Origin of the sequence: Pseudomonas sp. BNK-15, from assembly GCF_047456105.1 — a bacterium.
Taxonomy (GTDB): domain Bacteria; phylum Pseudomonadota; class Gammaproteobacteria; order Pseudomonadales; family Pseudomonadaceae; genus Aquipseudomonas; species Aquipseudomonas putida_E.
In genome coordinates this window covers 1,768,097-1,780,895 of record NZ_CP179898.1, presented here as the reverse complement: position 1 = coordinate 1,780,895, position 12,799 = coordinate 1,768,097, and the positions used below count along the sequence as shown (strand labels likewise).

Annotated in this window: 4 protein-coding genes and 5 rRNA genes; 8 read left to right on the top strand and 1 reads right to left on the bottom strand. The window is 54.7% G+C overall.

Features of this window, described 5'->3' with window-relative positions; translation table 11 throughout:
- Positions 1-14: 14 nt before the first annotated feature.
- From ACMGF5_RS08150 to rrf (ACMGF5_RS08125), 6 genes are all read left to right on the top strand, one after another.
- On the top strand, positions 15-1,235 hold the full coding sequence (locus ACMGF5_RS08150) for a CaiB/BaiF CoA transferase family protein (RefSeq protein WP_119687967.1): 1,221 nt from the start codon (positions 15-17) through the stop codon (positions 1,233-1,235).
- A gap of 568 nt (positions 1,236-1,803) precedes the next feature.
- Positions 1,804-3,340: ribosomal RNA gene (locus ACMGF5_RS08145) — 16S ribosomal RNA — on the top strand.
- Between the two features lie 318 nt (positions 3,341-3,658).
- Positions 3,659-6,550, top strand: a 23S ribosomal RNA gene (locus ACMGF5_RS08140).
- A 131-nt stretch (positions 6,551-6,681) separates the two neighbouring features.
- Positions 6,682-6,797 (top strand): 5S ribosomal RNA (rrf, locus tag ACMGF5_RS08135).
- Between the two features lie 447 nt (positions 6,798-7,244).
- Positions 7,245-8,781, top strand: a 16S ribosomal RNA gene (locus ACMGF5_RS08130).
- 193 nt (positions 8,782-8,974) lie between these two features.
- Positions 8,975-9,090 (top strand): 5S ribosomal RNA (gene rrf / locus ACMGF5_RS08125).
- Together the 16S, 23S and 5S rRNA genes form the textbook arrangement of a ribosomal RNA operon.
- Before the next feature lie 54 nt (positions 9,091-9,144).
- Here rrf (ACMGF5_RS08125) and ACMGF5_RS08120 read toward each other — a convergent pair.
- Entirely contained in the window at positions 9,145-9,843 is a 699-nt protein-coding gene (locus ACMGF5_RS08120; protein ID WP_119687966.1) for a GntR family transcriptional regulator, read from the bottom strand.
- Positions 9,844-10,062: 219 nt separating this feature from the next.
- Here ACMGF5_RS08120 and lapG point away from each other — a divergent pair, with 219 nt between their 5' ends.
- Complete coding sequence (gene lapG / locus ACMGF5_RS08115) at positions 10,063-10,809, top strand: cysteine protease LapG (RefSeq protein WP_376778894.1); 747 nt, start codon at positions 10,063-10,065, stop codon at positions 10,807-10,809.
- Between the two features lie 10 nt (positions 10,810-10,819).
- Entirely contained in the window at positions 10,820-12,766 is a 1,947-nt protein-coding gene (gene lapD / locus ACMGF5_RS08110) for a cyclic di-GMP receptor LapD (RefSeq protein WP_414157714.1), read from the top strand.
- Positions 12,767-12,799 lie beyond the last annotated feature (33 nt).

The window sequence follows — 12,799 nt, the reverse complement described above, 5'->3', positions numbered from 1 at the left end:
TAAGGAGCCAGGGTATGGGCGCGCTATCTCATCTGCGGGTGCTGGACCTCTCCCGTGTGCTGGCTGGGCCTTGGTCTGGTCAGATTCTGGCTGACCTGGGCGCCGACGTGATCAAGGTCGAGCGCCCAGGCAGCGGCGACGATACTCGCGCCTGGGGGCCGCCCTTCCTCAAGGATGTACAAGGCGAGAACACCAGTGAGGCGGCTTACTATTTGTCGGCCAACCGTAACAAGCGTTCGGTGACCATCGACTTTACTCAGCCAGAGGGGCAGCGCCTGGTGCGTGAGCTGGCTGCGAAGTCGGACATCGTCATTGAAAACTTCAAGGTTGGCGGGCTGGCTGCCTATGGGCTGGATTACGCGAGCCTGAAGTTGGTGAATCCCCGGCTTATCTATTGCTCGATCACTGGCTTCGGTCAGACCGGGCCCTACGCTAAGCGCGCCGGCTATGACTTCATGATCCAGGGGCTGGGCGGGCTGATGAGCCTGACCGGGCGCCCGGACGGTGAGGAGGGTGCCGGACCTGTAAAGGTGGGGGTAGCGCTCACCGATATTCTGACTGGGCTGTATTCGACCGTGGCCATACTGGCGGCCCTCGCCAATCGCGACCAGGCCGGCGTTGGGCAGCACATCGATATGGCCTTGCTGGATGTGCAGGTAGCATGCTTGGCCAATCAGGCTATGAACTACCTCACTACCGGCAACCCGCCGCGACGGCTGGGCAATGCACATCCTAATATTGTGCCTTATCAGGATTTCCCGACCGCAGATGGCGACTTCATTCTTACCGTCGGCAACGATGGCCAGTTCCGCAAGTTTGCCGAGGTGGCTGGTCAGCCTCAATGGGCTGATGACCCACGCTTCGCAACCAACAAGCTGCGCGTGGCCAATCGGTCGCAGCTGATTCCCTTGATACGCCAGGCCACGGTGTTCAAGACAACGGCTGAGTGGGTGAGCCAGTTGGAGGCTGCGGGCGTGCCTTGTGGGCCGATCAATGATCTGGCGCAGATGTTTCAGGATCCGCAGGTACTTGCTCGCGGCCTGGCTGTCAGCATGCCCCATGCCTTGGGTGGGAGTGTGCCGCAGGTGGCCAGCCCTATCAGGTTATCGGAAACCCCCGTTGAGTATCGTCGTGCGCCGCCGCTGTTGGGTGAGCACACGGAGGAAGTTCTAGGTGATGTGTTGGGGTTGGATGGCGATGCGCTTGGGCGCTTGCGCAGTGCTGGTGTGCTCTGAGGCTATATATAGGTGATGAAAAGCGGGGAGGCCGACAGGCCTCCCCGCTTTGCTTTTCAGCGATATTGGGGTTTATGGGAATTAAGCCTTGACGGGCGTTCGAATCCCCTTATAATGCGCCCCACTTCCAGCGTAGTCGGAACGAGAAACTCCTTGAAATTCAATGAGTTGCTTAATACAGGTAGTGCTGGTGGTGCTTCGGTCGACTGATCGATAGCGGTTAAAATGGTGGTTGACAGCGCTTCTAAACGCTGTATGATTCGCCTCCCGCTACGAGAGATCGCAGCGAGCCAAGTGTTTGAAGCTAAACGAGTTTCTCGCAAAAAACTTCAAAATAAACGCTTGACAGGCTCTGAGGAAAGCGTAGAATGCGCGCCTCGGTTGAGACGAAAAGCTCTTAACCAAACGCTCTTTAACAAATCGAATCAAGCAATTCGTGTGGGTGCTTGTGAGTATGGACTGATAGTCAAAAAGATTATCAGCATCACAAGTGACCATGCGAGAAATCACATAGTCATTTGAGATTGCTGAGCCAAGTTTAGGGTTTCTTAAAAACCCAAGCAGTATTGAACTGAAGAGTTTGATCATGGCTCAGATTGAACGCTGGCGGCAGGCCTAACACATGCAAGTCGAGCGGATGACGGGAGCTTGCTCCTTGATTCAGCGGCGGACGGGTGAGTAATGCCTAGGAATCTGCCTGGTAGTGGGGGACAACGTTTCGAAAGGAACGCTAATACCGCATACGTCCTACGGGAGAAAGCAGGGGACCTTCGGGCCTTGCGCTATCAGATGAGCCTAGGTCGGATTAGCTAGTTGGTGAGGTAATGGCTCACCAAGGCAACGATCCGTAACTGGTCTGAGAGGATGATCAGTCACACTGGAACTGAGACACGGTCCAGACTCCTACGGGAGGCAGCAGTGGGGAATATTGGACAATGGGCGAAAGCCTGATCCAGCCATGCCGCGTGTGTGAAGAAGGTCTTCGGATTGTAAAGCACTTTAAGTTGGGAGGAAGGGCATTAACCTAATACGTTAGTGTTTTGACGTTACCGACAGAATAAGCACCGGCTAACTCTGTGCCAGCAGCCGCGGTAATACAGAGGGTGCAAGCGTTAATCGGAATTACTGGGCGTAAAGCGCGCGTAGGTGGTTTGTTAAGTTGGATGTGAAAGCCCCGGGCTCAACCTGGGAACTGCATCCAAAACTGGCAAGCTAGAGTACGGTAGAGGGTGGTGGAATTTCCTGTGTAGCGGTGAAATGCGTAGATATAGGAAGGAACACCAGTGGCGAAGGCGACCACCTGGACTGATACTGACACTGAGGTGCGAAAGCGTGGGGAGCAAACAGGATTAGATACCCTGGTAGTCCACGCCGTAAACGATGTCAACTAGCCGTTGGAATCCTTGAGATTTTAGTGGCGCAGCTAACGCATTAAGTTGACCGCCTGGGGAGTACGGCCGCAAGGTTAAAACTCAAATGAATTGACGGGGGCCCGCACAAGCGGTGGAGCATGTGGTTTAATTCGAAGCAACGCGAAGAACCTTACCAGGCCTTGACATGCAGAGAACTTTCCAGAGATGGATTGGTGCCTTCGGGAACTCTGACACAGGTGCTGCATGGCTGTCGTCAGCTCGTGTCGTGAGATGTTGGGTTAAGTCCCGTAACGAGCGCAACCCTTGTCCTTAGTTACCAGCACGTTATGGTGGGCACTCTAAGGAGACTGCCGGTGACAAACCGGAGGAAGGTGGGGATGACGTCAAGTCATCATGGCCCTTACGGCCTGGGCTACACACGTGCTACAATGGTCGGTACAGAGGGTTGCCAAGCCGCGAGGTGGAGCTAATCTCACAAAACCGATCGTAGTCCGGATCGCAGTCTGCAACTCGACTGCGTGAAGTCGGAATCGCTAGTAATCGCGAATCAGAATGTCGCGGTGAATACGTTCCCGGGCCTTGTACACACCGCCCGTCACACCATGGGAGTGGGTTGCACCAGAAGTAGCTAGTCTAACCTTCGGGAGGACGGTTACCACGGTGTGATTCATGACTGGGGTGAAGTCGTAACAAGGTAGCCGTAGGGGAACCTGCGGCTGGATCACCTCCTTAATCGACGACATCAGCCTGCTGATGAGCTCCCACACGAATTGCTTGATTCTTTGTAAAAGGCGATCAGGACCTAAATATAGGTCCAGCGCTGTTCCTGATCAGAACTCAGAAATGAACATTTGGCTTGAATGTTGATTTCTGACTTTTGTCAGATCGTTCTTTAAAAATTCGGATATGTGATAGAAATAGACTGAACACCAGTTTCACTGCTGGTGGATCAGGCTAAGGTAAAATTTGTGAGTTCTGCTCGAAAGAGCAACATGCGAATTTTCGGCGAATGTCGTCTTCACAGTATAACCAGATTGCTTGGGGTTATATGGTCAAGTGAAGAAGCGCATACGGTGGATGCCTTGGCAGTCAGAGGCGATGAAAGACGTGGTAGCCTGCGATAAGCTTTGGGGAGTCGGCAAACAGACTGTGATCCAGAGATCTCTGAATGGGGGAACCCACTCAGCATAAGCTGAGTATCTTGTACTGAATACATAGGTGCAAGAGGCGAACCAGGGGAACTGAAACATCTAAGTACCCTGAGGAAAAGAAATCAACCGAGATTCCCTTAGTAGTGGCGAGCGAACGGGGACCAGCCCTTAAGTTGGTTTGAGATTAGTGGAACGCTCTGGAAAGTGCGGCCATAGTGGGTGATAGCCCCGTACACGAAAATCTCTTATCAATGAAATCGAGTAGGACGGAGCACGAGAAACTTTGTCTGAACATGGGGGGACCATCCTCCAAGGCTAAATACTACTGACTGACCGATAGTGAACCAGTACCGTGAGGGAAAGGCGAAAAGAACCCCGGAGAGGGGAGTGAAATAGATCCTGAAACCGTATGCGTACAAGCAGTGGGAGCCTACTTTGTTAGGTGACTGCGTACCTTTTGTATAATGGGTCAGCGACTTATATTCAGTGGCGAGCTTAACCGAATAGGGGAGGCGTAGCGAAAGCGAGTCTTAATAGGGCGTTTAGTCGCTGGGTATAGACCCGAAACCGGGCGATCTATCCATGGGCAGGTTGAAGGTTAGGTAACACTGACTGGAGGACCGAACCGACTACCGTTGAAAAGTTAGCGGATGACCTGTGGATCGGAGTGAAAGGCTAATCAAGCTCGGAGATAGCTGGTTCTCCTCGAAAGCTATTTAGGTAGCGCCTCATGTATCACTGTAGGGGGTAGAGCACTGTTTCGGCTAGGGGGTCATCCCGACTTACCAAACCGATGCAAACTCCGAATACCTACAAGTGCCGAGCATGGGAGACACACGGCGGGTGCTAACGTCCGTCGTGAAAAGGGAAACAACCCAGACCGTCAGCTAAGGTCCCAAAGTCATGGTTAAGTGGGAAACGATGTGGGAAGGCTTAGACAGCTAGGAGGTTGGCTTAGAAGCAGCCACCCTTTAAAGAAAGCGTAATAGCTCACTAGTCGAGTCGGCCTGCGCGGAAGATGTAACGGGGCTCAAACCATGCACCGAAGCTACGGGTATCACCTTTGGTGATGCGGTAGAGGAGCGTTCTGTAAGCCTGTGAAGGTGAGTTGAGAAGCTTGCTGGAGGTATCAGAAGTGCGAATGCTGACATGAGTAACGACAATGCGAGTGAAAAACTCGCACGCCGAAAGACCAAGGTTTCCTGCGCAACGTTAATCGACGCAGGGTTAGTCGGTCCCTAAGGCGAGGCTGAAAAGCGTAGTCGATGGAAAACAGGTTAATATTCCTGTACTTCCAGTTATTGCGATGGAGGGACGGAGAAGGCTAGACCAGCTTGGCGTTGGTTGTCCAAGTTTAAGGTGGTAGGCTGAGATCTTAGGCAAATCCGGGATCTCAAGGCCGAGAGCTGATGACGAGTTGCCTTTAGGCGACGAAGTGGTTGATGCCATGCTTCCAAGAAAAGCTCCTAAGCTTCAGATAACTGGGAACCGTACCCCAAACCGACACAGGTGGTTAGGTAGAGAATACCAAGGCGCTTGAGAGAACTCGGGTGAAGGAACTAGGCAAAATGGCACCGTAACTTCGGGAGAAGGTGCGCCGGTGAGGGTGAAGGACTTGCTCCGTAAGCTCATGCCGGTCGAAGATACCAGGCCGCTGCGACTGTTTATTAAAAACACAGCACTCTGCAAACACGAAAGTGGACGTATAGGGTGTGACGCCTGCCCGGTGCCGGAAGGTTAATTGATGGGGTTAGCGCAAGCGAAGCTCTTGATCGAAGCCCCGGTAAACGGCGGCCGTAACTATAACGGTCCTAAGGTAGCGAAATTCCTTGTCGGGTAAGTTCCGACCTGCACGAATGGCGTAACGATGGCGGCGCTGTCTCCACCCGAGACTCAGTGAAATTGAAATCGCTGTGAAGATGCAGTGTATCCGCGGCTAGACGGAAAGACCCCGTGAACCTTTACTATAGCTTTGCACTGGACTTTGAATTTGCTTGTGTAGGATAGGTGGGAGGCTTTGAAGTGGGGACGCCAGTTCTCATGGAGCCATCCTTGAAATACCACCCTGGCAACTTTGAGGTTCTAACTCAGGTCCGTTATCCGGATCGAGGACAGTGTATGGTGGGTAGTTTGACTGGGGCGGTCTCCTCCCAAAGAGTAACGGAGGAGTACGAAGGTGCGCTCAGACCGGTCGGAAATCGGTCGTAGAGTATAAAGGCAAAAGCGCGCTTGACTGCGAGACAAACACGTCGAGCAGGTACGAAAGTAGGTCTTAGTGATCCGGTGGTTCTGTATGGAAGGGCCATCGCTCAACGGATAAAAGGTACTCCGGGGATAACAGGCTGATACCGCCCAAGAGTTCATATCGACGGCGGTGTTTGGCACCTCGATGTCGGCTCATCACATCCTGGGGCTGAAGCCGGTCCCAAGGGTATGGCTGTTCGCCATTTAAAGTGGTACGCGAGCTGGGTTTAGAACGTCGTGAGACAGTTCGGTCCCTATCTGCCGTGGACGTTTGAGATTTGAGAGGGGCTGCTCCTAGTACGAGAGGACCGGAGTGGACGAACCTCTGGTGTTCCGGTTGTCACGCCAGTGGCATTGCCGGGTAGCTATGTTCGGAAGAGATAACCGCTGAAAGCATCTAAGCGGGAAACTTGCCTCAAGATGAGATCTCACTGGGATCTTGAATCCCCTAAAGGGCCGTCGAAGACTACGACGTTGATAGGTTGGGTGTGTAAGCGCTGTGAGGCGTTGAGCTAACCAATACTAATTGCCCGTGAGGCTTGACCATATAACACCCAAGCAATTTGCTTCTGCAGATTGTGGTGGTGAAGACGAAAGAACCGAAAGTTCGCAACATCACAACTATCGCATATCCGAATTCGCTGGGCTGTCCATCTGGACATTCTGGCTACAGAATTTCTTGACGACCATAGAGCATTGGAACCACCTGATCCCATCCCGAACTCAGTAGTGAAACGATGCATCGCCGATGGTAGTGTGGGGTTTCCCCATGTGAGAGTAGGTCATCGTCAAGATTCATTTCGCAAAACCCCTATCTGCGCAAGCAGGTAGGGGTTTTGTCTTTAAGTAGAAGCTATCGCTTCTCCTGGTGGGCTGAAAGCCAACCGGTGGTGGTAAAAAGGTGGTTGACAGCGTTTTTGAATACTGTATTATTCACCTCCCGCGACGAGAGATCGAAGCGAGTTAAGTGTCTGAAGTTAAACGAGTTTCTCGCAAAAAACTTCAAAATAAACGCTTGACAGGCTCTGAGGAAAGCGTAGAATGCGCGCCTCGGTTGAGACGAAAAGCTCTTAACCAAACGCTCTTTAACAAATCGAATCAAGCAATTCGTGTGGGTGCTTGTGAGTACGGACTGATAGTCAGAAAGATTATCAGCATCACAAGTGGCCATGCGAGAAATCACATAGTCATTTGAGATTGCTGAGCCAAGTTTAGGGTTTCTTAAAAACCCAAGCAGTATTGAACTGAAGAGTTTGATCATGGCTCAGATTGAACGCTGGCGGCAGGCCTAACACATGCAAGTCGAGCGGATGACGGGAGCTTGCTCCTTGATTCAGCGGCGGACGGGTGAGTAATGCCTAGGAATCTGCCTGGTAGTGGGGGACAACGTTTCGAAAGGAACGCTAATACCGCATACGTCCTACGGGAGAAAGCAGGGGACCTTCGGGCCTTGCGCTATCAGATGAGCCTAGGTCGGATTAGCTAGTTGGTGGGGTAATGGCTCACCAAGGCGACGATCCGTAACTGGTCTGAGAGGATGATCAGTCACACTGGAACTGAGACACGGTCCAGACTCCTACGGGAGGCAGCAGTGGGGAATATTGGACAATGGGCGAAAGCCTGATCCAGCCATGCCGCGTGTGTGAAGAAGGTCTTCGGATTGTAAAGCACTTTAAGTTGGGAGGAAGGGCATTAACCTAATACGTTAGTGTTTTGACGTTACCGACAGAATAAGCACCGGCTAACTCTGTGCCAGCAGCCGCGGTAATACAGAGGGTGCAAGCGTTAATCGGAATTACTGGGCGTAAAGCGCGCGTAGGTGGTTTGTTAAGTTGGATGTGAAAGCCCCGGGCTCAACCTGGGAACTGCATCCAAAACTGGCAAGCTAGAGTACGGTAGAGGGTGGTGGAATTTCCTGTGTAGCGGTGAAATGCGTAGATATAGGAAGGAACACCAGTGGCGAAGGCGACCACCTGGACTGATACTGACACTGAGGTGCGAAAGCGTGGGGAGCAAACAGGATTAGATACCCTGGTAGTCCACGCCGTAAACGATGTCAACTAGCCGTTGGAATCCTTGAGATTTTAGTGGCGCAGCTAACGCATTAAGTTGACCGCCTGGGGAGTACGGCCGCAAGGTTAAAACTCAAATGAATTGACGGGGGCCCGCACAAGCGGTGGAGCATGTGGTTTAATTCGAAGCAACGCGAAGAACCTTACCAGGCCTTGACATGCAGAGAACTTTCCAGAGATGGATTGGTGCCTTCGGGAACTCTGACACAGGTGCTGCATGGCTGTCGTCAGCTCGTGTCGTGAGATGTTGGGTTAAGTCCCGTAACGAGCGCAACCCTTGTCCTTAGTTACCAGCACGTCATGGTGGGCACTCTAAGGAGACTGCCGGTGACAAACCGGAGGAAGGTGGGGATGACGTCAAGTCATCATGGCCCTTACGGCCTGGGCTACACACGTGCTACAATGGTCGGTACAGAGGGTTGCCAAGCCGCGAGGTGGAGCTAATCTCACAAAACCGATCGTAGTCCGGATCGCAGTCTGCAACTCGACTGCGTGAAGTCGGAATCGCTAGTAATCGCGAATCAGAATGTCGCGGTGAATACGTTCCCGGGCCTTGTACACACCGCCCGTCACACCATGGGAGTGGGTTGCACCAGAAGTAGCTAGTCTAACCTTCGGGAGGACGGTTACCACGGTGTGATTCATGACTGGGGTGAAGTCGTAACAAGGTAGCCGTAGGGGAACCTGCGGCTGGATCACCTCCTTAATCGACGACATCAGCCTGCTGATGAGCTCCCACACGAATTGCTTGATTCTTTGTATAAAGACGATGCTGTAACGCGACCCTGTTATAGGTCTGTAGCTCAGTTGGTTAGAGCGCACCCCTGATAAGGGTGAGGTCGGCAGTTCAAATAGAGATTCGCGGGTACGTCCATAGGACGGGCCGGCACACAGAATTTCTTGACGACCATAGAGCATTGGAACCACCTGATCCCATCCCGAACTCAGCAGTGAAACGATGCATCGCCGATGGTAGTGTGGGGTTTCCCCATGTGAGAGTAGGTCATCGTCAAGATTCAAATCCAAAGCCCCTGTCTGCACTGCAGACAGGGGCTTTGTCTTTTCCGGGTTATGGCATTGGCTGGGCTGCCTGCTTGTCCAGGTAATTCCTGATAACCCGCGCACCATTGTTCAGATGCTGCTCCAGCACCCTCACTGCCTCGTCGACCAGCTTGTCACTGGCTGCATCCGCCAGTGCGTTGTGATCGTCCTGGGTCAGCTTGCCCAAGCCCATCGACGATAGATGAAAGCGCAGGAAGCGCTCTTCCTCGTTGAGCTCGTCCTCGATCAGGCGCAGTAGCTTCTGGTTCTGAGCCTTGCCGTACAGGGCCATGTGGAACAGCCGATTGAGGCGGCCGATTTCGGCGTGGCGCGTCTCGTCTTCCAATTGCCGGATGTAACCACGTGCCCGGGCGATATCTTCGGCATCGAGCAGGGGAATGGATTGGCGCAGGGCCTCGGATTCGAGCAAAACCCGCAACGCATAAGTGTCGACCGCATCTTCACCAATCAAGGGCGCCACAACTGCGCCCTTGTGCATCTCCACCTTGAGCAGCGATTGCGCTTCCAGCTGGCGCAGCGCCTCACGCACAGGCATGCGGCTGACGCCATACAAGGTCGCCAGCTCTTGTTGGCGCACGGCGGTACCGGGCGGCAGGCGGCCATCGAGTATGGCGCTGCGCAAGCGTTCTTCGATCACGCCACGGGCCAGGTTCGCCGGTAGCTGTTCGCTCGCCAGCACATTGCTCAGTTTGATTTTCTCGGCCACGCGAAGTCTGCCTCGACGACTAAAGTTGGATCCAATGACACTAGTAACAGGCAAGGGGGCTTGTCAAACCAGCTCCCCGCAATGGGGCGGGCGAAACACGGCCTAGAGATATGGTGGATGAAGACGACTGGCAAAGGAAGCGGCACATACAAAGCATTAACTGGAAAGTCTTGGCTCCCCGACCACCGGCGGCATGATTGCAGGATGCCATTGTTTTTTATGCTGACAGACCTCACCATCGCTGCTTTCGACTGGTCTAAACAGGTCTTCGCAGTGGCGATACCTTGGGTAATCAAAACCGCCGCGCGATGTGTCGGCCTTGCCATTTTGCTGGGCAGCTTGCTGCTGGGCGGTTTGCATGCGGATTGGGATTTTTCCCAGATCAGTCGCAAGTCACAGACCCTGTATGGCCCACTGGGTGCCGGCAAGGGCCGCATCGATGCCTGGCAAGCCATGATGGCCACGCAAAACCAAGGCTCAGAGCTACAACGCTTGCAGGCAGCCAACCTGTTTTTCAACCAGCAATTACGCTATGTCGAAGACATCGACTTGTGGCGTGAAGTCGACTATTGGGCCACGCCCATCCAGGCCTTGATCAAGGGCGCCGGCGATTGCGAGGACTACGCCATCGCCAAGTATTTCAGCCTGCGCCGCATGGGTATCCCAAGTGAAAAGCTGCGCATCACCTACGTCAAGGCCTTGCGCCAGAATCGCGCGCACATGGTGCTGACCTATTATTCAAGCCCACAAGCCCAGCCGCTGGTACTCGATAGCCTGATGGACGCGATCAAGCCGGCCAGCCAGCGTACTGACCTCTTGCCGGTCTACGCCTTCAATGGTGAAGGCCTCTGGTTGACCGGTGCTGCGGGTAACAAGAAAGTCGGTGACACCAAGCGTTTGTCACGCTGGCAGGACCTGTTAAAGAAAATGCAGGCCGAAGGGTTCCCGGCCGAACCGGTTTACTGAAGGAGCACAGATGTCACTGTTCAAACAATTGCTGTTGGCCATTTGCCTGTTCCTGGTGGTCGCGTTCAGCGGCAGTTTCATGGTCAGCCTGGAGAGTTCACGCAGCCAGTACGTCAACCAGCTGCGCTCACATGCCCAGGACGCTGCCACGGCGCTGGCGCTCTCGTTGACGCCAAACATCGATGACCCGGCCATGGTAGAGCTCATGGTCAGTTCAATCTTTGACAGTGGCTATTATTCGAGCATCAAGGTCGTCGACCTGGCCTCGAATGCGGTGCTGGTGGAGCGTCACGCGCAGCCAGATCCTGGTGGTGTTCCTGCCTGGTTCATCCACCTGATAGGCCTCGAAGCTGCCGGCGGTGATGCCCTCGTCAGCCGAGGTTGGCAACAAGCTGCGCGTGTCGAAGTCATTAGCCACCCGATGTTCGCCATCTCCAAACTCTGGCAGAGCGCCTTGGGCAGCCTGGGCTGGCTGCTGCTCTGCGGTGCAGCGAGCGCGGTACTCGGAGCCTTGCTGTTACGTCGTCAATTGCGGCCGCTGGACTACATGGTCGAGCAGTCCCACGCCATCGCCCGCCGCGAGTTCCTCAGCCTGCCTGAGCTGCCGCGCACGCCCGAGTTGCGTCGTGTGGTACAAGCCATGAACCAGATGGTGGAGAAGCTCAAGGCCCTGTTCAACGAGCAGGCCGAGCGCAGCGAGCGGCTACGTACCGAATCGTATCAGGACAGCCTGACCGGGTTGTCCAACCGCCGTTACTTTGAAATGCAGCTCAATACCCGAGTCAGCAACCTTGAAGAAGCGAGGGCGGGTTACCTACTGTTGCTGCGTGTTCAGGACCTCACAGGGCTTAACGCCCGCTTGGGCGGCCAACGCACCGACCAGCTGTTGCAGGCGGTCGGTGTACAGCTGCAGCGTACCTGTGCCAAGTTCCCGGAGACCAAAGACCTGATTTCCCGCAGCCGTGGCGGTGAGTTCGCCGTGCTCGCCCCAGGTATGGTGCACGAAGAGGCGGTGCAGCTCGCCCAGGCCTTGGAGGCTACGCTGCAGAGTCTGCACGAGACCGGCGCCACCGATGTCGACCCGGTAGCCTGTATCGGCCTTGCACCGTTCAGCCCCGGCGACGCGCCGCAAGCGCTATTGAAACTTGCCGATGAGGCCCTGGCCCGCGCTGAAAATCAGCCGACACCCGGCTGGGTTTGCCTTGAGCAGGGTGCCGCGGCTGTTGCCGGCGATAGCCATCACGCCTGGCACACGCGGCTTGAGCAAGCCTTCGTCAAAGGTCAGTTCGAACTGTTCTTCCAACCGGTTGTGGATTGCAAGGACAAGCAGCGCTTGCTGCACTACAAAGTCATTTCACGGCTGCACGATGATGAAGGCGAGGCAGTGCCGGCCGGCCGCTTTCTGCCGTGGCTCGAGCGCTTTGGCTGGATGCCGCGGCTGGATGTGCTGGTGCTCGAAAAAGTGCTGGCGCACTTGCGTAGCCATGATCAAGTGCTGGCGCTTAACCTGTCGGCTGCGACCCTGGCTGATCCCAAGGCCCTGCATCGGGTATACGAGTTGCTGGCGCAGCACTCGGCACTCAACGCGCGGTTGATCTTCGAGATCGGTGAGGAGCAGCTGCCTGAGCAAGGCGTGCTCGAACAGGTGACTCGCCGCTTGCACGGCCTTGGCTTCGGGCTGGCGCTGCAGCGTTTTGGCGGGCGCTTCAGCATGATCGGCAACCTGGCGCACCTGGGCCTTGCGTATTTGAAAATCGACGGCAGCTACACACGCAATATCGACCAGGAACAGCACAAACGCCTGTTCATTGAAGCGATCCAACGTGCGGCGCACAGCATAGACGTACCGTTGATTGCCGAACGGGTCGAGACGCAAGGTGAACTACAGGTACTGGTGGAAATGGGTGTGGAAGGGATTCAGGGACGGCTGGTCGGCGAGCCCGCACCCTGGCGTTGACCCAAGCCCCATGGCCGGCAAGGCTGCAATGGG

Coding starts and splice junctions, on each gene's coding strand:
- ACMGF5_RS08150 (WP_119687967.1), top strand. CDS start 15: ATGGGCGCGCTATCTCATCTGCGGGTGCTGGACCTCTCCCGTGTGCTG.
- lapD (WP_414157714.1), top strand. CDS start 10,820: ATGTCACTGTTCAAACAATTGCTGTTGGCCATTTGCCTGTTCCTGGTG.
- lapG (WP_376778894.1), top strand. CDS start 10,063: ATGCTGACAGACCTCACCATCGCTGCTTTCGACTGGTCTAAACAGGTC.